The following is a 22,844-nucleotide window of genomic DNA, read 5'->3' as shown; positions in this document are numbered from 1 at the left end:
GCTCTAGTATAAACGAGACCGGCGTATATCTGACGCCTTTTTTGTGCCCTGATAACGCTTTTCCTGCCCCTGGAATTGGGACGAAAAGCCGCAGGATTTGCATAAACCGCTTATGGAAACCATAGTTATAGTGAATATAAAGGTGTCATGACGACATTTTTTACGAACTTATTTCATGAGATCCTACGAGGAAAACCGGATGACGACGTCAAATATCAAAGCCTGGGCCAACACGCGTGAAACCTCTCACGAAATAGCCGAAGCCATTTTTGAGCTGGCCAAAAATGATGAAACGCTGGCTCAGAAAATTTGGGAAGAAGGCAATGATGAAGTGCTGCCTATCGCCTTCGCAAAAACCAAGGAAGACCATCTTTTCTGGGGTGAAGAGAAAATCGACAGGAAAAATGTGTAAAAGCTTCCTGAGAAAGCCCTGAGCGACACTCAGGGCTGGCGTTGATTATTGCTGCGACAATTAGCTGTCGAAGCCAAAGCCCATCTTGTGCGCCCAGTCGAAAATCTGTTCTTTATACACGAAACGCGGTTCGCAAACGCCCGGCTCTCCCGGCGTCTGGATCATCACCGCCACGCACGGATACGCTACCGGCCTGGCATCGAAAATAAAATCATCCACTTCCTGATCGGCAAACTCAGAGGTTTCGCCTACCGCGCTCGCCTGGAAAATTTCATCCATTATCCATTTACGGTATTCAACTTCGTTGTTGATAAACTTCATCATTCACCTCTGCTCTGCGTTTACTCTCTGCATTTTCTTACCCGTGAAGTGCGTCCCCACCACAGCACGGACACACTTCTGCGCGGGAAACTGACATCTTTGCACTTCCGTCACAATCCCATTCCACCCGTAAAGGTTCACCGGTGTCATTATCGGCGTGAATGTAGCGATCAAAATGGATGGCCTGCCCGCTCATCGTCTCGGTCAGCAGCAGCTCTTCACCAGCATAAATGCGGGCGACGGCATGTGCATCCTGTTTTTCATCAGAAACGATTTTGTGCAGATGATGAATAGTCAGTTTGATTCGTTCCACAGCGGCTCCTGTAACGGCTCAACATACCTCGTGATTCGTTCGTCAGATGAACAACTCATTCACGTAATGTATGTCCAGCCGCTATTTTATCAGAGCATGCAGGGTGACGTCATGGACGAAAGCCATGTTGAAGGGGGAATTAGTGCGCTAACTGTACAGCATTCATCGAGGCCGGTTGCTGGTGTTCAAGGCGGGCCAGATCGTAAACATCGTAAAAATCGACAAAACCTTTGTTGCGTACAATCGACTCAATGCGATTTTTCACCCAACTACTTACGCTTTCGGCACTGAGAATCTGCTGTACGGCCTCTGCGGATAATTCACGGCTGAAATACCATTCGCCGTTATAGCAGACACGTAAATCCAGCACACCGATGTCTTCATAGCGATATACCGGTTTGATTTCTAGCAACAGCATCGCTGACATAAAGACCAAAAAGGCGGTGAAACCGATAAACCAGCCAATGCCCATGTATGGCGATACATACATCACGACGCCAACCGCAATATACCCGACCAGCATCGCCAGACACAGCCACGGATGATTCACAAAGAACTCAACGTTGATGCGAACCCTGCCATCACGGCCTTCCTGACGGTTGATCCGATCAATTTCACTATTTAATACATTTTTGATCACGTCCATCCCATAACCTCGCTGCAGTGACGACTATAATGCAATCTGATTACATTATTTTATCATGACAACTGTTATAGCGCGTAGAGCAGTTACCCGCTGCAAAACGGGGAACTGTTATAGCTGGCATCTGTACCGTTAGTATTATCATCATGGAACTATCTCAATTCATGTCAGATAAAAGGAGATCATCGTGGCACTATTAATCGTCGAAAGACCGGCAAAAAAACTGGTGAGCTACCGGGTTGTCGGGCCATATAAGGAGTCAATCCACAGCGGATTTCAGCAGCTGACGAAGTGGGTCGCACGACACCATCAGCCACATAACGAATGGCTGACGTGGTTTCATGATAACCCGGATACCACACCCGCTGAAGCGCTGCGCGCGGATCCTTCGGTTTGCGTCGCGGATAATTTCATTCTCGATGATGCGGACGGGCTGGCGCTGCAAACCCTGCCAGGTGGCACCTATGCGGCGTATCACACCACCATAACAGACGGAAATTTTGAACAAGCCTGGCGGGAGTTTTACAGCCAGCTGCTGGCCAGTAATCATTACCGGCCGGATGGAAAAGCCTGCTTTGAGCACTATCTGAGTGATGGCTCAAAAACCGGCATCTGGGAAGTGGTGTTTTATCAGTCGGTCGAGAAGATCCCGGCTATCCGCTGAAGGGGTCAGACGCTGAGTGTAATGTCAGCCTGCTGGCAAAAATCAAGGTAAGCCTGTGGCGGTTTGGCATCGCTGACCAGGGTGTTAAAACGGGCTAAAGGTGCGATTGCCGCCGGTCGCACCTGATCAAACTTACTGCTGTCGGCCACCAGAATACATTGCGCAGAGCGCTCCATCGCCTGATGCTTCATCAGCAATTCATCGAAATTAAAGCACGTTACCCCATGTTCAATGCTGACACCCGCGGCGGAAATAAACGCTTTTGCCGGGCGGATAAAATCGATTTCACAGCTTCGACCGATCGGCGTGAATATACTGTTGCTGGATTTAAACGCGCCGCCGCATAAAATGACATCGCAGTGCGGTTTCTCCTGAAGTGCCAGAAAAGTGTTAAGCGAATAGCAGATTGCAGTGAAAATCCTGGATTCGGGGATACTTTCAATCACATACGGCATGGTAGTGCCGCAATCGAAAAAGACGGTGTCATTATCGAGGATCAGGCTGGCGGCACATTTGGCCAGTCGGCGTTTTTCAGCGACCTGCTTCATTTTTTGTTCACTGACGAAATAGTGCGTCGCCGGGTTGTTCTTAGGATCCATCACAATATAACCGCCGAGCAGGATCACTGGCGCAGGCTCTGCATTCAGATCACGCCGAATCGTCATCTCGGAAACATCGAGCAGCAAAGACGCTTCTTTCAGGTGGATTTTGTCAGTCTTTTTTAGCGCCAGCAAAAGACGCTGGATCCTGTCTTCACGCTTAGTTTCCATGATGTTATCTCAGCTTTCCGGTTCGCAGCCGGTCACTATACCTTTGCCAGCAATCCACCGCAAACCCTCACCCTGTCTGATATTATTGCAACTGAAGTATGGTCAGACAACCGCCGAATACCGCGCCAGTATCAATGTAGTGTTGATTGGCAAATTGCATCACTTTTTCAACCGGCGTATGGCCGAAATAAAAAGCATCGGCACCGGCGACAGGCTGATAACGTCCGGCCAGCGCGTGATTGATTCGATCACGATTCCAGATGATTTCATAACTGTCCAGGAGCCTTCCAAATACATACTCATCTGAAACGTAGTCAGCGTGCGCCACCACGATGCGTTTTCCTTCGCGGGTCGTCAGCTCAATAACATGCGGTAAACTGTCAGCCTCCAGAATCAGTGCTTTCACCTGTTCCTGATCTTCGCTTTCCAGCGCATAAAACCAGTCACCACCGTTACGCAGCCATCGCGGAATATTTTGCTCGTTCACCGCATCAATCGCCATTTGCTCATGGTTGCCTCTCACGCAGCTAAACCAGGGCTGATGGATGAGTTGCAGGCAACCGACGCTGTTGGGCCCGCGATCGGCGAGATCGCCAACCGACAGCAACAGATCGAGGCTGGGGTTGAAAATCATTATATTCAGTTGCTCGTCAAGTAAGGACTTACAACCGTGCAGATCCCCCACGATATAAATGTGCCGGTAGTTTTTGCCATCAATACGTTTATACAAAGCAGGAATCATATTTGGATGAAATCCATTGTGACCAGGGATAGCTCAAGTGTATCTGATGAGGGGCATTAGAAAAGGATGTTCGAAGAGCAAACTAAGGGTTTCCTCGTGCGTTCAGGAAGTTGAGGCCTCTCTACACGTAGTCGCGGCTGAAATCCACTGATAAATTATTTATCATTAAGTAACTGGCGCCTTTTTGTGCTAGACTACTGGCCGCTCTAAGTAAAACCGGAGGTTTTATGAGTTCTACAGTTGTAAACGCTCAAGACGAGTGTCCGTTGTGTCAAAACACGAATAAGACGTCGGTAAATATGTCGGCGAAAATTGTTACTGTGACCTGCACTTCCTGTGGCCGTTACAGTATCTTCCGCAAAACCATGGAAGAGATTTCGATAGACCGGAAGAAACGCGTCGCCCTTCAGGCGTTTTTCACCAGCCAACCGAACTACCATCTGCCTTTATCGATCCGGGCACTGAGTAATACAGATTCATCGGGCGAGATTTAGCCCTAAAAAAGCCCTTCGGGGCTGTTTTAATCTGCCCTCAATCCGCCACTTTCACTGAACATCAGCACACACCCAGACCGGAAATTACCGTAAAGGGACTTTTTGCATTGCTGATATGATTTGGCGTTGCTGTAAAAGCATAAAGGCCACTCTTAGAAGTGGCCTTTATTATATGCAAACTGCAATATCGTGATGTCAGAAACACCCTTTCTTGATGCAAATTTCAGACATAAAAAAACCACCCGAAGGTGGCTATAACGACATTACTACACTATTGCTTTTGATTATTCTGCTAATTTTCCCATGGTACCCGGGACGAGACTTGAACTCGTACAGCCTAAGGCCGAGGGATTTTAAATCCCTTGTGTCTACCGATTCCACCACCCGGGCTCCGGGAAAATTGGAGGCGCGTTCCGGAGTCGAACCGGACTAGGCGGATTTGCAATCCGCTACATAACCGCTTTGTTAACGCGCCTTAAATCTTACTACTTGTCTTGCACTTAAATCGATTAAGAAATCAATTCAAGAAAATTTGGAGCGGGAAACGAGACTCGAACTCGCGACCCCGACCTTGGCAAGGTCGTGCTCTACCAACTGAGCTATTCCCGCTTTAATCAGAACGTACTGATTTTTTTAACTATCTTCTGGCGCATTGCTGTCTGCCTTCCGATGCGTTGCATTCTACTGACCTGAGAGAATGAGTCAATAAAATTATCTGGATCCTTCGCTCGTTTGACGTTTTTTACGTCAGTTTGATCAGGGTTCCAGCAAATCGTGGCGTGCAGCGTTCAAATACTGGAACATTGACCAGAAAGTCAGCACTGCGGCGATGTAAAGAGCTACAACACCGACACCCACGACAATGTTGTCAGGACGCCACAATAAGGCGACCAGAGATAACATCTGCGCCGTGGTTTTGACCTTACCAATCCAGGAAACGGCAACGCTGCTGCGTTTACCAATTTCAGCCATCCATTCGCGCAGCGCGGAAATGATAATTTCACGGGCGATCATGGTGGCAGCCGGTAATGTTATCCACCAGGAGTGGAAGTACTCTGCGACCAACACCAGGGCAATCGCCACCATCACCTTATCGGCCACCGGATCAAGGAATGCACCGAACCGCGTCGTTTGCTTCAGGCGCCGCGCTAAGTAGCCATCGAGCCAGTCAGTCATTGCCGCAAAAACGAAAATGAGCGCGCAAGCCATCGATGCCCATGGGTAAGGCAGATAGAAGGCGAGCACGAAGAAAGGGATCAGTGCAACGCGGAACAGGGTAAGGCACGTCGGTATATTAAATTGCATAGCGAAGGTAACTGTTTGTCCAGTTTAGATATTATGAGTATGTTGCTACAACGGCTTTAGTGTTTCAACGCATTATGAATCTTTTCTGCTAATGCGGTCGAAATACCTGGTACCTGTGCAATTTCCTCGACGCTGGCATTCAGTAATGGCTGAATGCCTCCCATATATTTCAGTAATACCTGACGTCGTTTCGGCCCGACGCCTTCAATCTCTTCGAGTGCACTGGTCGTGCGCACTTTGGCACGACGCTGACGGTGCCCGGTAATCGCATGATTATGCGAATCATCACGAATATGCTGGATAACGTGCAATGCCGGTGAATCCGCCGGCAAGGCAATCCCCTCACCTTCTGGCACAAAGAATAACGTTTCAAGCCCTGCTTTACGATCGGCACCTTTCGCAATACCGATCAGCAGAGGTTTAGATTTATCCCATGTCACATCCAGTGAATGAAACACATCCAGCGCCATCCCGAGCTGCCCTTTCCCGCCGTCGATAAAAATCACATCAGGAATTTTTTTCTCATCCAGCGATTTACTGTATCGACGCGTCAGAACCTGCTTCATGGCCGCATAATCATCCCCCGGCGTGATACCAGCAATGTTATAGCGACGATATTCAGAACGTACCGGCCCGTTATTGTCGAAGACCACACAGGAAGCGACCGTTTGCTCGCCCATAGTATGGCTGATGTCGAAGCATTCCATGCGGTTAATTTCCGCAAGATTAAGGGTTTTTGCCAGTTCTGCCAGACGCTGATGAATAGTCGACTGCTGCGCCAGTTTCGTGGTCAGGGCCGTGGAGGCATTCGTACGCGCCAGCTTCAAGTAGCGGGCACGGTCGCCGCGCGGCTTACTCTGAATCAGCACTTTGCGCCCGGCAATCTCACTGAGCGAATCAGCCAGCAGATCTTTTTCCGGCAGGCTGAAGTCCAGGAGGATTTCGCCAGGCAAGGTGCGCATCTGGCTGCCCTGTAAATAGAACTGCCCGACAAAAGTTTGCACCACTTCGCCAAGATCGGTGCCGCCCGGTACCTTCGGATAATAACTGCGGCTGCCCAACACTTTGCCCTGACGAATAAACAGAACGTGCAAGCACGCCATGCCGGATTCGAATGCCACCCCGATAACGTCGAGATCTTCACTGTTACCCGATACAAACTGGCGCTCAGTGACGCGACGGACGGCCTGGATTTGATCGCGTATGCGTCCGGCATCTTCAAAACGCAAATCCTTGCTGGCCTCTTCCATCCTGTTCACCAACTGCGTGACCACCTGCTGATCTTTCCCCTCGAGGAAAAGACGCACGTAATCCACCTGATCTTTGTAATCCTGTTCGCTGACCAACCCTTTCACGCATGGACCGAGACAACGCCCAATCTGATATTGCAGGCAAGGACGCGAGCGATTGCTGTAAACGCTGTTCTCACACTGGCGGATTGGGAAAAGTTTCTGCAACAGCGCCAGCGTTTCACGCACAGCATAGGAGTTGGGAAACGGCCCGAAGTATTCACCTTTAGCGTGCTTGGCGCCGCGATGCACGGTAATACGCGGATGATTATCGGCGCTGAGGAAAATCAGCGGATAGGATTTATCATCGCGCAACAACACGTTATAACGTGGCTGATACAACTTGATGTAGTTGTGTTCGAGGAGAAGCGCTTCGGTTTCCGTATGAGTTACGGTGACGTCGATTTGCGCAATATTTTTGACCAGTGTTTCCGTTTTACGGCTGGAAACCTGAACGCGAAAATAGCTGGCAAGACGCTTTTTAAGGTCTTTAGCTTTACCTACATAGATTACGGTGCCGCTGGCGTCATACATCCTGTAGACGCCCGGCTGGCTGGTGACCGTTTTCAGAAAGGCTTTTGGGTCGAAACGCTCATCATTCACTGCCTGATAAAGTCTCCGCGTTGAACAAACCGTGTCGGATTGCCAGATGAGTTAACTCGACATCGCCACTGATATTTAATTTACTAAACATTCTGTAACGATAACTGTTAACGGTCTTTGGGCTCAAGTTCAGTTGTTCTGAAATTTCATTCACTTTTTGCCCTTTAGTAATCATCAGCATGATTTGTAATTCACGCTCAGATAAGGAGTCAAAAGGCGTTTCAGACTGAGGCTCAATCTGGCTGAGTGCCATTTGCTGAGCGATGTCAGACGCGATATAGCGCTGACCCGAGTCAACCAAACGGATGGCGTTAACCACTTCCTGTGGTGCAGCACCTTTACTCAGATAACCGGAAGCCCCCGCCTGCATCACTTTTGCTGGCAGCGGGTTTTCAGTATAGATAGTTAACATGATGATCTTGATATCCGGCGAGAAACGCACGATTTTCTTCGTCGCTTCCAGGCCGCCAATACCCGGCATATTCATATCCATCAGGACAATATCAACATCATTGGTACGACACCACTTCACGGCGTCTTCGCCGCACTGAGCCTCACCAACGACTTTGATGCCTTTGATATCTTCGAGAATGCGTCGGATCCCTGCGCGCACTAATTCGTGGTCATCAACAAGAAGAACGCTTATCAAAGAGAATTCTCCAAAAAATAAGGGCGACGCACCGTCAGGGTCTTCGGGCTTGTCTTAACGCAATCATACACGTCAAACATTGATATCGTGCGCAGACAGCTTATAGAAGAGAAGGTGGCAATAAGAAGCCAACATCAACGAACTTACCTCACTACCGCACGTGGACAGTGTTTTTTAAATCAATAATTCAGAGTATTTATTATTGCCCGCACATTTTACTCTATCTGTGCAGCTTGACCAAGGAATGTCTGCAAAAAACTAGTTTGCTGAATGTAAATGAGAACTGCCATAACCTGTATTAATAATACAAAAAAAAAGCATTTTGAATCAAACAATAAGGTCTGTATCAAGCTACATCTTTTCTGCTGTAAAAATAACAATGTCGGTATTTTTCCCGTAAATTAACTGGCTTTCTGAAAAGGTGATTAAAACAGCAAATCATTACTCCCATATATCTATGATATACCCAATGATTATTTGCAATAGCAGGAATTGTCCCGGCATTTATAAGAATAACCTTAGTCATTTAAACGGAAAATGTCTGGTCACCTATTATGTTTAGTATTCTTTACTAACTTTCAAATCTGTTAACTCATCGGATTTCTTTTCTCTCTATGTCCGGAGCATTCAGCCCATTTTGATCGCACCCCGCGCACTACTGCACTAAAACCTGCCGACTATGCTAAAATGCGGTCACTTTGCACCTGGCCGTTTCGGGTGAGCCCGTTGATATACCCCCTTCTTTTTACTGTATAAAGTCGGGAGCGCTGCCTGGCAGCCTGCCTGAGGAGAAATAATGAGTAACTGCGATTTTACCACTGAAGCGAACGTTGAAACCCTGGCGACAGAAGTTGCCTGCCTGAAAGCCACCCTGACCCTGATCCTGAAAGCGATCGGTCAGGCGGATGCGGGTAAGGTCATGTTGAACATGGAAAAATATGCTGCCCAGATGGAAGATGAACAGCAGGCAGAAATCTTCAGGAACTCCCTGCAGCAAATCAAATTTGCCTACCGTCAGTAATGCTTTTTCGGAGTCTGTCGCCCGACGGACTCCCGCCTTTTCCCGCATCCTTACACGATTTCTGCTATAATTATCCCCTCTTCTTATTTCATCAGGACAACCGTAATGAGCGAAAATAATAAAGAAAACAAAAGTAAAGCAGACGACGTACATGTCAGCGACGGGCTGGCTGAATTGTTTGAAGTCTCTGAACAACTGACCGATGAAGAAATTCAAAAGGCGGCTGAAGAAGCCAAACAAGCCGTTGAAGATGCTAAAAATCAGCAACACCACTGAGTCATGCACTCTCCCTTTCTCGCACCTGATCAGGCCATTGCACCGCTGGCAATTGATTATCAGCACGGTGACAGCGAACCTGCACACAGCCACAGCTGTTCACAACTGATCCACACCCTGTGTGGCGTTGTCGAAGTTCATACCGCGCTCGGCACCTGGATGGTTCCGCCGGGGCGCGGCATCTGGTTACCTGCCTATGTCGAACACAGTCTGCGCTTTATCGGCGGCGTTAAAGCCCGCACCTTGTTTGTCGATCCTCTGGCACGTGCGGATTTACCTGCACAATGTCAGGTGGTACAAATTTCCCCGCTGCTGCGTGAACTCATTTTGGTTTCGCTGACGATCCCCGCCGGTTATTTGCCCGGTGGCCGTGACGAACGCATTATGGAATTACTGCTCGATGAATTGCGTCTGTTACCGACGTTGCCGTTGTATTTACCGGAGCCAAAAGAACCCGAACTTTTGATGCTTAGCCAACAGATTTGCCGTGATTTAAGTGCATCCTGGGAACTGGAGGAAGTCGCTGCGCGGCTGAATATCAGCAGCCGGACACTTTCCCGTCGCTTTCAGCGCGAGACCGGACTGCGTTTCAGTGACTGGGTCCGTCAGGCAAAATTGCTCGACGCTTTGCAGCAACTGGCGGCAGGAAATTCGGTGATTGATGTGGCGCTGGCACTCGGCTACGACAGCCCGAGTGCCTTCAGTGCGATGTTCCGCCGATCACTGGGCGTCTCGCCAAGTGAATATTTTAGTCAGTCAGAATTCCGCTCGCCGCATTAAACAACGCCTGCAACGAGGCGCTGGAGACATCACTGTCGATACCCACGCCGTAGCACGTTTCGCCCAATTTCCCCTGACAACTCACGTACGCGACTGCCCGGCTATGGCTCTGATGCCCCAGCGTGTGTTCATGATAGTCGCCGATTTCCAGCTGAACATCGTAACTGCGGCGCAACGCATCTACCGCGCCGGACAACAAACCGTTGCCGCTGCCGGTAATATGCTGCTCTTCATTGCGATAACGGATGCGCGCGTTGAAATGGCAGACATTCTGCTCGTCGCTGCGGATGTCGTAACTCAGCAGTTTCACCACCGGTTGCTCCGTCAGTCCGTAACGCTGACGAAACAGTCGCCAGATATCGCTGGTGCTCATTTCTTTGCCGTGAGAATCGGTGTCCCGCTGAACGGCTTTGCTGAAATCGATCTGCAAACCACGCGGCAGTTTCAGCCCATGATTCTGTTCCAGCAGCCATGCGGCACCGCTTTTTCCCGACTGGCTGTTCACCCGGATCACGGCTTCGTAGCTGCACCCCACATCGGCCGGATCCAGCGGCAGATAGGGCACGCGCCAGACAGCATTGTCTGAGGTTTTCTGTGCCGCGAACCCTTTCTTAATGGCATCCTGATGTGACCCTGAAAACGCGGTAAACACCAGTTCTCCTGCGTATGGATGACGCGGATGCACCGGTAGCTGGTTACATTCTTCTACCGCTTCGACGATGGCCTGCAGATTACTGAAATCCAGCTCAGGGGAAACGCCCTGCGTATACAGGTTCAGCGCCAGTGTCACAATATCCACATTACCGGTCCGCTCACCGTTGCCAAACAGACAGCCTTCCACCCGGTCGGCACCCGCCAGCATCGCCAGTTCAGCGCAAGCTACGCCGGTTCCGCGGTCATTATGCGGATGTACGCTGATGGAAACCTGTTCGCGGCGGCTGAAATGACGGCAGAACCATTCGATTTGATCGGCATAAATATTCGGTGTGCTGACTTCCACAGTCGCTGGCAAATTAATGATCATCGGGCGCGCATTGCCCGGCTCCCAGACAGCGGCGACCGCTTCGCACACTTCCAGTGCGAACTCCAGTTCAGTAAAACAGAAGGTTTCCGGTGAATACTCAAACGTCCACTGCGTCTGCGAATATTGTTCGCAAAGCTGACGGATCTGCTGCGCGCCGCGAACCGCCAGATCGCGCGTGGCATCTTTGTCCTGATTGAACACGACTTCACGAAATACCGGCGCCGTGGCGTTGTATAAATGTACGATGGCGCGTGGCACGTCTTTCAGCGCTTCAAAAGTGCGCGCGATTAAGTCCGGGCGCGAAGGCGTCAGCACCTGAATCACCACGTCATCAGGGATCAGGTTGTCGTCAATCAGACCGCGAACAAAATCAAAATCAGTTTGCGACGCCGAAGGGAAGGCCACCTCTATCTGCTTGAAACCACAGCGGATCAGCAAATCAAAAAACTGACGCTTACGGGCGTTGTCCATAGGCTCAGCCAGCGCCTGATTACCATCGCGCAGATCACTGGAACACCACTGCGGTGCCTTCGTCAGCACGTTTCCCGGCCACCGGCGGTCGGGTAAATTCACCGGCGGGAAGGGACGATATTTTTGCGATGGGTCGGTTAACATGGGTTTCTCCTTAGAATTCATCGTTGCAGGCTTTGCGTTGTGAAATACCTTTGCCTTGTAAAATACATAGTACGCAAACGATAACTTCCTGCGCCTTGCTAACTGACACTAACCCTCGCAAAACGGACAAAAAGAAAATGATAAACGAATCATACTCACGTTATAGTGCATAACTAAACGCGTCCAGGTTGGCGATCAGAGGTCGTACAGAATGAAAAGGGTTCTGAATCTAAACGAAAAAAAACGGCTTTCGGCGCTGCAAAAATTAAAAATTGCTGACAGCAATCCGGACGAAGTGCTTGATTTGATTACCCGCCTTACCCAGCAGATTTTTGATATCCCGGTGTGTTTAATTACTCTGGTGGATGAACATCGCCAGTGGTTTAAATCGAAGACGAATATGGCGATAAGCCAGACGGCGCGCGACATCGCCTTTTGCGACCATACGATTCGTTCCTCCTCAGTGATGCTCGTCCCCGATGCCGAACAGGATCCACGTTTTTGCAAAAATCCGCTGGTGACCGCCGATGAAGGGATGCGTTTTTATGCCGGTGCGCCGCTGATTACACGTGAAGGCTTTGCTGTCGGCAGTTTGTGTCTGATCGATCATCAGCCACGTGACTTTTCCGTGCAGGAAATCGAGATGCTGTCAGATCTCGCCGCTATCGTCATCGACATCATTGAGTCACGCAGCTCAGTCGGATTTGTCGATATCGTCACGCGCCTGCCGAACCGCCAGCGCCTGATGGAAGACATCGCCACGCTTATTAAAGCCCCAGACCACACGCCCTGTTTGCTGATTCTGATCGACACGCTCGATACACTTTATGCCTACGATATTGGCCGCGCGATCGGCATTCCCAAAGTCGAAAATATTCTGAAAGACGTGGGATCATTTTTACGCACGGAGCTTAAGGGTAATGACAAAGTCTATAGCCTGATGCTCGGGCGTTTCGCCATTATCAGGCCGCTCGACGAGCAGGAAGCGATTTTTAATCAGTTAGAAATCGCCGCCACTAAAATTTCGCAAAGCATTACCAGTGATATCCCAATTAACGTTCGTCTGCACGCCGGTTACACCGTCTTTTCTTCAACGTCGGAATGCGCTGAAACCATTATGCGCCAGGGCATGTCATCCCTGCACGAAGCCATCAGCCACAACCGGCTGGTGATGCCGTATCAGCAGGAGTCCGATGTTATCCAGCTGCGCGCCTTCAATCTGCTTAATGATTTAATGGCTACGGTGGCGTCCTGTGATGATTTTCATCTTCTTTATCAGCCAAAAATTCGTCTGGCCGATAAAAAATTTCACGGCGTTGAAGCGCTGATCCGCTGGCACCATCCGACGCTCGGCATCATTTCACCGTCTGAATTTATTCCTCTGGCGGAAAAAACGCCGCTGATAACGCCGCTGACCAACTGGGTTATCACGCAGGCGGTGATGCAGATTGCCGAATGGCAAAAACGCGGCGCACAGATTCAGGTGTCTATCAATCTGACCGCCAACAATCTGGTTGAACAGGATCTGGTACAGCGTATTCATACCGCACTTATCCTGCATCAGGTATCACCGTCGATGCTGGAGATTGAATGCCTGGAAACTCAGACGCTGATGAATAATCCTCACGCGGTGGCATCTCTGGATGCCCTGCGCCATATGGGGATCAGCATCGCGCTGGATGATTTCGGCTCCGGTTACAGCAATCTGAATTACCTGCAAAAGATCCCCGCCGATATCCTCAAGCTGGATCAGTCGCTGATTCAGGGCATCAGCAGTGACAATAAGAGCAAAGTGATTGTGAAATCGATGATTGATATGGCGCATGCGCTCAGCTATCACGTCGTCGCGGAAGGCGTTGAGGATAATGACACGCTGCGGTGTCTGGAAGAGTTGCAATGTGATTCTGTTCAGGGCTTCTACTTTTCGCGTCCGCTGCAACACGATCAGATTCTGGAATGGTCAAAGCCGTATATTTAAGTGCCTACGTGAGAAGCAAAAACAAAAAATCCGCCGAAGCGGATTTTTTTATGCCGGTTATTCGCCAGCTTTGGGGCGGATATGATATGTGCCAAAAATGTTGCGGTCGGTTTCGAGACTGATACTCTGCCCTTTCGCATCTACGGTGATAGAACCGGTGGTTTTGGTCAGCGCACAGGCAATACGGACATCAATTTTGCGCAAGCCATTAGGCACATTTAAATCTACGTACTGATTAAAATGCAGGGAAGCCACGGTCTGGCCGTCCAGAATCACAATCAGCGGACAGGTTTTCTCAAACGGCACCGTGGACCACTGATCGATACGATGCAACCTGATGTGTGTCTGCCCTTCCGGCGCCGTAGTGCTGGCGTTAGCGAAAGAGGATTTGACCTGAAGGGTCGGTTCATAAGGATTGCTTGCGCACCCGGCTAAAAGCAGAGCAGCCAAGGCCACCAGTGTTTTTTTCATCGTTATCTCCCTGAGTTTATGCACGAATGATAGCAGCGTGCGCGGCGCGGGCAACAAAAAACCGGTGAGAGTTACGTGTGGCCGAAAGGGAGACGACAAAAGCGGGACAAATCTGTGACGTTAGTATGAAAATCAGCCACCCGAATTGCTAATCGCCGTCCGCTGGTATTTGATACTCTTATTAGGATTTATCCGATGAGACGTTCAACCAGATTCAGGAAGCATCTATGTACAGCTACACACTTATCGCCCCCGCAGGGATCGTAAAGACCTATGAAGACGAGTTTCGCGAGAAAGGCATTGAGCTGCTGGTTGCCAAACAGAATCGCTCAGAAATGGTGGTTTTACGCAGCAGCCAGTTCACTGAAGAACGCGCCTTTATCACTCATGTCCATCTGCTCATTTTCAGCCTGTGCATGCAGGTACAAAAACAACTAAAAAACGGCAATAAACCGAATACCACCATTATGTATTAATTCTTCGCACTCGCTTAACCCTGTTCCGGCCTCATTCTGTGAGGCCAGACGCTCCGCCTTCATCTATTTCCCTTCTGCAAATAATTGCGATACCTAAAAATAATCTTACTTAGTGGCTCAGATATATGCAGGTTCCCCGACGTTATTTTCGTCAGAACATGGTCATTAATTTCGACTGAGGTTGAAATCAAATATTCATTATCAAGGAAAAACCGGAAGAGGCAGAACGACATCAGGCAAGGTAGAGATTATCACCTTGATTTATTGAATGTTGGTGGGTCGTGCTGGGTTCGAACCAGCGACCAATTGATTAAGAGTCAACGGCTCTACCAACTGAGCTAACGACCCAACGGGACGGATTATTCGCCTGTCGGCCGGTGATGTCAAACGCTTATCCCTACTTTTTTTACCGTTATTCAAATCGAGAATTGTGAAGCTCATCACAAGCAAACGCGGTATTATTCTCTGTCTACTCACGCTCACCTGATTAATTAACACGCAGTTATCCCCGATGTAAAAATTACGATACATTTTTCCGGTTGGCATTTTTCATGCCAGTTATAATAAATACGCAATTAACATTACTATTACATCAACAGATCGTCGCTGTCGTTCACCGTGCCGGTCAAAATAACCGCGTTTCAAATCTTAATTTGTTGAAATGAATGCGATATGGCGGAGTTCATACGCAAAAGCAAAAAAACAGGAATTAATACAACATGCAAGACGAGTCAAAAATCCTCACGCAGCCGGAGGAAGAGAACGCTGAAGGTCTGCGGCGCAATCTCTCCAACCGGCACATCCAGCTGATTGCGATTGGTGGTGCTATCGGCACGGGTCTGTTCATGGGATCCGGCAAAACCATCAGCCTGGCCGGTCCTTCTATCATCTTCGTGTACATGATCATCGGCTTTATGCTGTTTTTCGTGATGCGCGCGATGGGCGAACTCCTGCTGTCCAATCTCGAATACAAATCCTTCAGCGATTTCGCCGCCGACCTGCTCGGCCCGTGGGCGGGATATTTCACCGGCTGGACCTACTGGTTCTGCTGGGTCGTCACCGGAATTGCCGACGTTGTGGCCATCACCGCTTACGCCCAGTTCTGGTTCCCCGGACTCTCGCAGTGGATCGCCTCTTTGCTGTGCGTTTTACTGTTACTTAGCCTGAATCTCGCCACGGTAAAAATGTTTGGTGAGATGGAATTCTGGTTCGCGATGATCAAAATCGTCGCCATCGTCGGGCTAATCATTGCCGGGCTGGTGATGGTTCTGACCCACTTCCAGACGCCAACCGGTACCGTCGCCTCTTTCAGCAATCTGTGGAATGACGGCGGATTCTTCCCGAAAGGCGTCAGCGGCTTTTTTGCCGGTTTCCAGATAGCAGTGTTTGCATTCGTCGGTATCGAACTGGTCGGGACCACCGCGGCTGAGACCAAAGATCCGCAGAAATCCTTGCCGCGCGCCATCAACGCCATCCCGCTGCGCATCATCATGTTTTACGTTTTCTCGCTAATCATGATCATGTCGGTCACGCCGTGGAGCCACGTCGTCGCGGATAAAAGCCCGTTTGTTGAGCTATTTGTTCTCGCCGGTCTGCCGGCAGCGGCGAGTATCATTAACTTTGTGGTGCTGACATCGGCAGCGTCTTCTGCCAACAGCGGTGTTTTCTCCACCAGCCGCATGTTGTTCGGCCTGGCGCAGGAAGGTAATGCACCGAAAGCGTTCGGCAAACTCTCTTCACGCGCGGTGCCGTCAAACGGCCTGACCTTCTCCTGCATCTGCCTGCTCGGTGGCGTGGTGCTGATATACCTTATCCCGAACGTGATGACCGTCTTTACGCTGGTCACCACCGTGTCAGCCATCTTGTTTATGTTCGTCTGGACAATCATCCTCTGCTCGTATCTGGTATACCGCCGTAAACGCCCACAGCTGCACGAAGCATCTATCTATAAAATGCCGCTGGGTAAGCTGATGTGCTGGGTTTGTATGGCCTTCTTTGCCGGTGTACTGGTGCTGCTGACCTTGCAGGATGATACCCGTCAGGCACTTATCGTCACGCCGCTGTGGTTCGTTATTCTGGGGATTGGCTACTGGCTGCGTTGCCGTCACCGTACTGCCTGAGTCTGAAATCCGCACATTACAGATGAAAAAAAGGAGCCAAATTTGGCTCCTTTTCTTTATCTCACTCCACCTCTAACGCCTGCCTGAACTGTTCGAGCATTTTGGTCGCCGATGGCCTCGCCGAGGCGACTTTCACCGGCAACTCCGGTGGTGCGCCGGGTTTCATGTCGCCGAGATCGAACACAAAGCTATAGTCTGGCTCCTGCCCCATGCGTAAATCGCTGACCAGAATATGGCTACCCTGCTGTTTTACGCTGAAGAAGCCGTGGCTGAACCAGGCGACGCGGGCCAAAAAGGCGTTATCTTTGTGTGCTTCATATAACGCTTCTCCACGCGGATAAAAGCGGAAGCGGATCGGCGAATCAGGGTGCAGCAACGAGGTGAATCCTTCTCCGTAACTGTCTTTGGTCATCACCACTACACGCCAGACCAATGTATTGAGCGGCGTGGGTGTCACCAGAACCTGCGTACTTTCGATATTCTGGCGTTGAAGTTCGTCGCCGACGTGCGCCGTCACCTGATGCTGTTCCACCACGGTGCAGGCCAGATACAGGCAGCTGACGCCCAAAAGCACGTTGTTCCAGACGATACCGCGCTGACGTTCACGATACAGCGCCAGCCCGACGCCGATAATCAGCGGCAAGGTGTAGAGCGGATCGATGATGAAAATGCTGCCGACCGCAAAGGGCGTATTAGTGAACGGCAGGCCAAGCTGCGTACCGTAGACGGTCATCAGATCCAGCAACGGATGGGTGATCAGCGCAAGCCAGACCGAGCCCCACCAGTGCCGGAAATGCTGCCCGGCGCTGAACAGTCTGGCCATCAGCCAGGCTAACAGCGGTGACAGCAGCGTCAGATAAAACAGCGCGTGGCTCTCGGTGCGGTGCAGCGTCATATTGCTGATAGGATCACCGTGGTCATAAAACACGTCGAGATCCGGCAAGGTTCCGCACACCGCCCCCGCCAGCGCGGCTTTCCACACCGGCACGCGTTTACCCATCACCGCGATACCTACCGCAGCGCCCAAGACTAATTGTGATACCGAATCCATCCTGACCTCTTTAAGCCCGAAGCTGTATGCCTTCGGTAATAATGCGCTGTACGTTACTCACGGTCTGCTCGAAGAACTCAGGGTCGTTGAGCGTTTTGCCCGTGATGGCTTCGACCTGTACACCAAAATCCGCGTAATGCTGCGTCGTTGCCCACAGCATAAAAATCAGCTGCATCGGGTCAACCGGCGCGATTAATTGGTCTTTTATCCAGCCGCGGATCACGTCGGATTTATCTTCCACCAGTGTTTTCAGGCTGCCGCCGAGTTCCTGCCTGAGCAGCGGCGCGCCCTGCACCATCTCCAGACAGAACAGACGCGAAGCTTGCGGATGGTCGCGCGAAACACACAGCTTAAGGCGAATGTATTCGCGGATTGCTTCCAGCGGATGTTGATCCGACTGCAACGCTTTCAGCGGCGCCAGCCAGATATCGAGCAGGCCTTTCAGCACCGCGATGTACAAATCTTCCTTCGACGGAAAGTAGTACAGCAAATTGGTTTTCGAGACGTCGGCGCGCTCGGCGACCTGATCCAGGCTGGTGCCATGAATACCGTACAGCGAAAAAAATTCCAGCGCCGCCGCCATGATATTGCCACGCTTGGCGGCCACGGCGCGCGAGCGTCGCGTCGGGGCTTTCGCTGCGGCTTTGCGGGTGTGACTTCCCCCGTCGGCAGGCTGCGGATGTTCAACCATTGGCTTCACAATGTCTCCCTGAGACAAACGGCAAGGCGGAAATCATAACAAATGGGGATAGAAGCGACTATCGCTATGCATCTGCATGATGAAAGCAACATGTTATCCAACACTACATAACCACAAAGGATTATAAATTTAACAAATTTGCACCATTTCTGTTCAATCCTGCCTGATTAACGTGCAGTTTGTTTTGACCAAATGGTCTGAAACAGACCATTTGCTCCACCTGAAATCGAAATCATTTTTCAACCCACTGAATATCCTGGTGATTATAAAAGTGGCATCCCCTTTGCAATAGTCCTCACGTCAGGAAATTTCAGCCCGGTGCAATTCGGAACCCGCAGGACGCACTCAAGCCGCGCAAAGAATTTCGCAAGCCCTTGTTTTGATCTCTTATTTTCAAAAATCTGTCATGAGGTGAGCTATGAAAATCGGCGTCTTTATTCCTATCGGTAACAACGGCTGGTTGATTTCTGAAACCGCGCCGCAGTACAAACCGACTTTCGAACTGAACAAAACCATCGTGCAAAAAGCCGAGCACTACCATTTCGATTTCGCGCTGTCGATGATCAAACTGCGCGGCTTTGGCGGCAAAACCGAGTTCTGGGAACACAATATGGAGTCGTTCACGCTGATGGCCGGTCTGGCCGCCGTAACGTCCCGCATCCAGCTCTACGCCACCGCCGCGACGCTGGTGATGCCTCCGGCCATCGTGGCGCGCATGGCGGCGACTATTGACTCCATCTCCAATGGCCGTTTCGGCGTCAACGTGGTTACCGGCTGGCAGAAACCCGAATACGAGCAGATGGGCATGTGGCCGGGCGATGACTATTTCAGCCGCCGCTATGATTACCTGACCGAATACGTCAGCGTCCTGCGCGACCTGTGGGGCACCGGCCACTGCACGCTCGACGGCGAGTTCTTCAAGATGGACGACTGCCGCGTCAGCCCGCGTCCTCAGGCAGAAATGAAAGTCATCTGCGCCGGACAAAGCGACGCCGGCATGGCGTTCTCTGCTAAACACGCTGACTTCAACTTCTGCTTCGGCAAAGGCGTCAACACGCCGACCGCTTTCGCGCCGACCGCCGCACGTATGAAAACCGCCGCCGAAGCCGAAGGCCGGGACGTCTCGTCTTACGTGCTGTTTATGATTATCGCCGATGAAACCGACGCCGCCGCACGCGCCAAATGGGAGCTGTATAAATCCGGCGCCGATGCCGGTGCGCTGGCATGGCTCACCGATCAGAGCAGCAAAGACACCAAATCCGGTGCTGACACCAACGTCCGCCAGATGGCTGACCCGACCTCTGCGGTCAATATCAACATGGGTACGCTGGTGGGTTCTTACGCCAGCGTCGCCAAAATGCTCGATGAAATCGACACCGTGCCGGGCGCAGAAGGCATTCTGCTGACCTTCGATGATTTCGTCGAAGGCATTGAAAACTTTGGCCGCTACATTCAGCCATTAATGAAAACCCGTCAGCACATCGCGGCAGAACAGAAAGAGGTAGCGTAATGACTGTTTTTGAGAAACCTAAAGCGGTGGAAAATCAGAGTGTTGTCCGCCGCGAGCCGAAAAATAGCGGCGATGAAACCATTCTCACCGCCCGTCCGGAAGCCATCGCCTTCACGCCGCAGCAAACGGCGCTCATCGTCGTGGATATGCAGAATGCCTACGCCTCGCAGGGCGGCTATCTGGATCTGGCGGGTTTTGACGTTTCCGCCACTGCGCCGGTGATTGCCAACATCAAAGTGGCGATTGCCGCCGCGCGTGCCGCCGGCATCAAAGTGATTTTCTTCCAGAACGGTTGGGACAACCAGTACGTCGAAGCGGGCGGTGCCGGTTCACCGAACTTCCACAAATCCAACGCACTGAAAACCATGCGTAAGCGTCCGGAACTGATGGGCAAACTGCTGGCGAAAGGCGACTGGGATTACGATTTGGTGGATGAACTCCAGCCGCAGCCGGGCGATATCGTGCTGCCAAAACCGCGTTACAGCGGGTTCTTCAACACTCAGCTCGACAGCCTGCTGCGCAGCTACGGCATTCATCATCTGGTCTTCACCGGCATCGCCACCAACGTGTGCGTTGAGTCCACGCTGCGTGACGGTTTCTTCCTCGAGTATTTCGGCGTAGTGCTGGAAGACGCCACCCATCAGGCAGGCCCGGAATTCGCGCAAAAAGCGGCGATTTATAACATCGAAACTTTCTTCGGCTGGGTGTCTGACGTGCGCAGTTTCTGCGATGCGGTGGGTTATAAATCTGAACAAAACGCAGCCTGACCGACAGCCGATAAGGAAAATTTGTATGCCTAAAAGTGCAATTATCCCGGCCGGTACCGGCGTTCCGCTGGCGCCCTTTGTTCCGGGCACCCTGGCCGATGGCGTGGTGTATGTCTCCGGCACGCTGCCGTTCGATAAAGACAATAACGTCGTGCATCTGGGAGACGCCGCCGCGCAAACCCGCCATGTGCTGGAGATCATTAAAAGCGTGATTGAGACCGCTGGCGGCACGATGGATGACGTCACCATGAACTCGATTTTCATCACCGACTGGGCGAACTATGCGGCAGTGAATCTGGTTTACGCGGAGTATTTCCCCGGCGAAAAACCGGCGCGGTTCTGCATTCAGTGCGGGCTGGTCAAACCGGGCGCGCTGATTGAAATCGCGTCGATTGCCCATATCGGAAAGCCGTGAGGTAACCCTATGTATTACAAGGTGTCAGGTAAGAAAAATGCAGATGCCGAAACCGTGGTGCTCTCCTCCGGCCTCGGCGGTTCAGGCAGTTTCTGGCTGCCACAACTGTCAATGCTGAATGAGCATTTTCGCGTGGTAGTGTATGACCAGCACGGCACCGGCGTCAGTCAGGGCAGCGTCCCGGCGGGCTACCGCATGGAAGACATGGCGGACGAACTGGCCGGGCTGCTCAACGAGCTGGACGTCAGCCGCTGTCATCTGGTCGGTCACGCGCTCGGCGGCATTATCGGCCTGCACCTTGCCCTGCGTTATCCGGCGCTGCTGCAAAGCCTGGTGGTGATCAACGGCTGGACAAAACTCGACAGCCAGACCCGCCGCTGCTTTGAAGTACGCCAGAATCTGCTGCTCAACAGCGGCGTCGATGCCTACGTGCAGGCGCAGCCGCTGTTTTTGTATCCCGGCGACTGGCTTTCTGAAAACGAAGAATTGTTGCAAGAGGAGCGCCAGCACCAGGTAGCGCATTTTCAGGGGATGGAAAACCTGCTGCACCGCTTGCAGGCGCTGATGGCATCCGATCTGACCGATACGCTCGGGCAGGTGATCGCCCCGACGCTGGCGTTTAGCTGTAAAGATGATTTGCTGGTGCCGTGGATGCGTTCCGCCGATCTCGCCGCCCGGCTGCCCAACGGCGAACACACGCAAATGTTGTACGGCGGCCATGCGATGAGCGTGACCGATCCCGATACCTTTAACCCTATTTTACTGGACTGGCTGCTACGGCATTCATCGCAAAACACGGCCACCCCGTCCAGCCGCCTGCCCACGGAGACATCATGGCCGAAGCATTAACCGCCAGCGCACTGGCGACTTTATTCACCGAAGCCCGCACCCACAATGGCTGGCTGAATAAACCCGTCACCGGCGAAGAGCTGAAAACAATTTATGATCTGGCGCGCATGGGGCCGACCTCCGCCAACTGCAGCCCGCTGCGCATCGTATTTATTCAGAGTCAGGAAGCCAAAGAGAAACTGGCACCGGCGTTATCGGGCGGCAATCTGAAAAAAACCCTAACCGCGCCGGTTACAGCCATCGTCGCCTGGGATCCGGAGTTTTACGAGCTGCTGCCAGAGCTGTTTCCCTCCGGCGATGCCCGCTCGTGGTTCACCTCCAGCCCGCAGCTGGCGCATGATACCGCGTTTCGTAACAGCAGTTTGCAGGCGGCTTATCTGATCCTTGCCTGCCGCTCGCTGGGGCTCGATACCGGACCGATGTCTGGTTTTGACAATGCCAAAGTGGATGAAACTTTCCTGTCGGATACCGGCTGGAAATCCAATTTTCTAATAAACATCGGTTACGGCGATACCAGCAAAGTGTATCCGCGCGCACCGCGACTTGATTTCGACCGCGCCTGCCGCGTGCTGTAAGTCACTGACAG

Annotated in this window: 26 protein-coding genes and 4 tRNA genes; 14 read left to right on the top strand and 16 right to left on the bottom strand. The window is 51.4% G+C overall.

Going from position 1 to position 22,844, the window contains the following annotated elements:
* Positions 1–199: 199 nt before the first annotated feature.
* Positions 200–412, top strand: a complete 213-nt coding sequence (locus tag TU92_RS11415; protein ID WP_056778653.1) for a YccJ family protein — start codon at positions 200–202, stop codon at positions 410–412.
* 60 nt (positions 413–472) lie between these two features.
* Here TU92_RS11415 and TU92_RS11410 read toward each other — a convergent pair whose 3' ends face one another.
* From TU92_RS11410 to TU92_RS11400, 3 genes are all read right to left on the bottom strand, one after another.
* Positions 473–736 carry a hypothetical protein gene (locus TU92_RS11410; protein WP_244207707.1) on the bottom strand — a complete coding sequence of 88 codons (264 nt, stop codon included), beginning with the start codon at positions 734–736 and terminating at the stop codon, positions 473–475.
* Positions 737–770: 34 nt separating this feature from the next.
* A complete protein-coding gene (locus TU92_RS11405; RefSeq protein WP_112167241.1) occupies positions 771–1,046 on the bottom strand; it encodes a hypothetical protein in 276 nt (91 codons plus the stop codon).
* 139 nt (positions 1,047–1,185) lie between these two features.
* A complete protein-coding gene (locus tag TU92_RS11400; RefSeq protein ID WP_112167239.1) occupies positions 1,186–1,692 on the bottom strand; it encodes a YlaC family protein in 507 nt (168 codons plus the stop codon).
* A 184-nt stretch (positions 1,693–1,876) separates the two neighbouring features.
* On the opposite strand from TU92_RS11400, the gene TU92_RS11395 reads away from it, so the two are divergent.
* Positions 1,877–2,353, top strand: coding sequence for a GyrI-like domain-containing protein (locus TU92_RS11395; RefSeq protein WP_112167237.1), 477 nt, complete (start codon positions 1,877–1,879; stop codon positions 2,351–2,353).
* A gap of 5 nt (positions 2,354–2,358) precedes the next feature.
* On the opposite strand, the gene deoR is transcribed toward TU92_RS11395, so the two are convergent.
* Both deoR and TU92_RS11385 read right to left on the bottom strand, forming a co-directional pair.
* Positions 2,359–3,123: a DNA-binding transcriptional repressor DeoR gene (deoR, locus tag TU92_RS11390; RefSeq protein WP_112167235.1), complete on the bottom strand. Its 765-nt coding sequence runs from the start codon at positions 3,121–3,123 to the stop codon at positions 2,359–2,361.
* Positions 3,124–3,205: 82 nt separating this feature from the next.
* Positions 3,206–3,865, bottom strand: a complete 660-nt coding sequence (locus TU92_RS11385; RefSeq protein WP_112167233.1) for a metallophosphoesterase — start codon at positions 3,863–3,865, stop codon at positions 3,206–3,208.
* A gap of 227 nt (positions 3,866–4,092) precedes the next feature.
* Here TU92_RS11385 and TU92_RS11380 point away from each other — a divergent pair, with 227 nt between their 5' ends.
* Positions 4,093–4,359 carry a hypothetical protein gene (locus TU92_RS11380; protein ID WP_112167230.1) on the top strand — a complete coding sequence of 89 codons (267 nt, stop codon included), beginning with the start codon at positions 4,093–4,095 and terminating at the stop codon, positions 4,357–4,359.
* Positions 4,360–4,663: 304 nt separating this feature from the next.
* Here TU92_RS11380 and TU92_RS11375 read toward each other — a convergent pair.
* The 6 genes from TU92_RS11375 to uvrY form a co-directional block, all read right to left on the bottom strand.
* A tRNA-Leu gene (locus tag TU92_RS11375) sits at positions 4,664–4,749 on the bottom strand.
* Between the two features lie 11 nt (positions 4,750–4,760).
* A tRNA-Cys gene (locus tag TU92_RS11370) sits at positions 4,761–4,834 on the bottom strand.
* 58 nt (positions 4,835–4,892) lie between these two features.
* A tRNA-Gly gene (locus tag TU92_RS11365) sits at positions 4,893–4,968 on the bottom strand.
* 147 nt (positions 4,969–5,115) lie between these two features.
* Complete coding sequence (pgsA, locus tag TU92_RS11360; protein ID WP_112167227.1) at positions 5,116–5,664, bottom strand: CDP-diacylglycerol--glycerol-3-phosphate 3-phosphatidyltransferase; 549 nt, start codon at positions 5,662–5,664, stop codon at positions 5,116–5,118.
* A gap of 56 nt (positions 5,665–5,720) precedes the next feature.
* Positions 5,721–7,556, bottom strand: a complete 1,836-nt coding sequence (gene uvrC / locus TU92_RS11355; RefSeq protein ID WP_112167224.1) for an excinuclease ABC subunit UvrC — start codon at positions 7,554–7,556, stop codon at positions 5,721–5,723.
* Positions 7,549–8,205, bottom strand: a complete 657-nt coding sequence (gene uvrY / locus TU92_RS11350; RefSeq protein ID WP_112167220.1) for a UvrY/SirA/GacA family response regulator transcription factor — start codon at positions 8,203–8,205, stop codon at positions 7,549–7,551. Before uvrY ends, uvrC begins: the two co-directional genes overlap by 8 nt.
* A 796-nt stretch (positions 8,206–9,001) precedes the next feature.
* Between uvrY and TU92_RS11345 the strand changes: the two genes are divergently transcribed.
* From TU92_RS11345 to TU92_RS11340, 3 genes are all read left to right on the top strand, one after another.
* Positions 9,002–9,226 (top strand): DUF2594 family protein, encoded by a 225-nt coding sequence (locus TU92_RS11345; RefSeq protein ID WP_056778602.1) that lies wholly within the window; start codon positions 9,002–9,004, stop codon positions 9,224–9,226.
* A gap of 105 nt (positions 9,227–9,331) precedes the next feature.
* A complete protein-coding gene (locus tag TU92_RS22310; RefSeq protein WP_167457454.1) occupies positions 9,332–9,502 on the top strand; it encodes a hypothetical protein in 171 nt (56 codons plus the stop codon).
* A gap of 3 nt (positions 9,503–9,505) precedes the next feature.
* Entirely contained in the window at positions 9,506–10,282 is a 777-nt protein-coding gene (locus tag TU92_RS11340; RefSeq protein WP_112167217.1) for an AraC family transcriptional regulator, read from the top strand.
* Here TU92_RS11340 and leuA read toward each other — a convergent pair.
* On the bottom strand, positions 10,251–11,921 hold the full coding sequence (gene leuA / locus TU92_RS11335) for a 2-isopropylmalate synthase (RefSeq protein ID WP_112167214.1): 1,671 nt from the start codon (positions 11,919–11,921) through the stop codon (positions 10,251–10,253). The two genes, TU92_RS11340 and leuA, sit on opposite strands and share 32 nt — an antisense overlap.
* A gap of 211 nt (positions 11,922–12,132) precedes the next feature.
* Here leuA and TU92_RS11330 point away from each other — a divergent pair, with 211 nt between their 5' ends.
* Positions 12,133–13,899 (top strand): sensor domain-containing phosphodiesterase, encoded by a 1,767-nt coding sequence (locus TU92_RS11330; RefSeq protein ID WP_112167210.1) that lies wholly within the window; start codon positions 12,133–12,135, stop codon positions 13,897–13,899.
* A 57-nt stretch (positions 13,900–13,956) separates the two neighbouring features.
* On the opposite strand, the gene TU92_RS11325 is transcribed toward TU92_RS11330, so the two are convergent.
* Positions 13,957–14,370: a hypothetical protein gene (locus tag TU92_RS11325; RefSeq protein WP_112167207.1), complete on the bottom strand. Its 414-nt coding sequence runs from the start codon at positions 14,368–14,370 to the stop codon at positions 13,957–13,959.
* 227 nt (positions 14,371–14,597) lie between these two features.
* Here TU92_RS11325 and TU92_RS11320 point away from each other — a divergent pair, with 227 nt between their 5' ends.
* Positions 14,598–14,846: a hypothetical protein gene (locus TU92_RS11320; RefSeq protein WP_112167203.1), complete on the top strand. Its 249-nt coding sequence runs from the start codon at positions 14,598–14,600 to the stop codon at positions 14,844–14,846.
* Positions 14,847–15,118: 272 nt separating this feature from the next.
* Here the strand turns inward: TU92_RS11320 and TU92_RS11315 are convergent.
* Positions 15,119–15,194 (bottom strand) — tRNA-Lys (locus tag TU92_RS11315).
* A 371-nt stretch (positions 15,195–15,565) separates the two neighbouring features.
* Here TU92_RS11315 and cycA point away from each other — a divergent pair.
* Positions 15,566–16,966 (top strand): D-serine/D-alanine/glycine transporter, encoded by a 1,401-nt coding sequence (cycA, locus tag TU92_RS11310; protein WP_112167194.1) that lies wholly within the window; start codon positions 15,566–15,568, stop codon positions 16,964–16,966.
* Positions 16,967–17,027: 61 nt separating this feature from the next.
* On the opposite strand, the gene TU92_RS11305 is transcribed toward cycA, so the two are convergent.
* Both TU92_RS11305 and rutR read right to left on the bottom strand, forming a co-directional pair.
* Positions 17,028–18,017, bottom strand: a complete 990-nt coding sequence (locus tag TU92_RS11305) for a metal-dependent hydrolase (protein ID WP_112167193.1) — start codon at positions 18,015–18,017, stop codon at positions 17,028–17,030.
* A gap of 10 nt (positions 18,018–18,027) precedes the next feature.
* Positions 18,028–18,708 (bottom strand): HTH-type transcriptional regulator RutR, encoded by a 681-nt coding sequence (rutR, locus tag TU92_RS11300; protein WP_425272524.1) that lies wholly within the window; start codon positions 18,706–18,708, stop codon positions 18,028–18,030.
* A 427-nt stretch (positions 18,709–19,135) separates the two neighbouring features.
* On the opposite strand from rutR, the gene rutA reads away from it, so the two are divergent.
* From rutA to TU92_RS11275, 5 genes are read left to right on the top strand one after another with little or no spacing between them, the layout of a single operon-like run.
* Positions 19,136–20,227, top strand: coding sequence for a pyrimidine utilization protein A (gene rutA / locus TU92_RS11295; protein ID WP_112167189.1), 1,092 nt, complete (start codon positions 19,136–19,138; stop codon positions 20,225–20,227).
* Positions 20,227–20,994: a pyrimidine utilization protein B gene (rutB, locus tag TU92_RS11290; RefSeq protein WP_136627586.1), complete on the top strand. Its 768-nt coding sequence runs from the start codon at positions 20,227–20,229 to the stop codon at positions 20,992–20,994. Before rutA ends, rutB begins: the two co-directional genes overlap by 1 nt.
* 25 nt (positions 20,995–21,019) lie before the next feature.
* Entirely contained in the window at positions 21,020–21,409 is a 390-nt protein-coding gene (gene rutC / locus TU92_RS11285; protein ID WP_112167187.1) for a pyrimidine utilization protein C, read from the top strand.
* Positions 21,410–21,418: 9 nt separating this feature from the next.
* Positions 21,419–22,258, top strand: a complete 840-nt coding sequence (gene rutD / locus TU92_RS11280) for a pyrimidine utilization protein D (protein WP_112167186.1) — start codon at positions 21,419–21,421, stop codon at positions 22,256–22,258.
* Complete coding sequence (locus tag TU92_RS11275; protein WP_112167184.1) at positions 22,243–22,833, top strand: malonic semialdehyde reductase; 591 nt, start codon at positions 22,243–22,245, stop codon at positions 22,831–22,833. Before rutD ends, TU92_RS11275 begins: the two co-directional genes overlap by 16 nt.
* Positions 22,834–22,844: the final 11 nt, after the last annotated feature.

It is taken from the genome of Rahnella inusitata (assembly GCF_003263515.1).
GTDB lineage: Bacteria > Pseudomonadota > Gammaproteobacteria > Enterobacterales > Enterobacteriaceae > Rahnella > Rahnella inusitata.
Note: the sequence above shows the minus strand (reverse complement) of the source record. Positions and strands in the feature narration are given on the sequence as shown.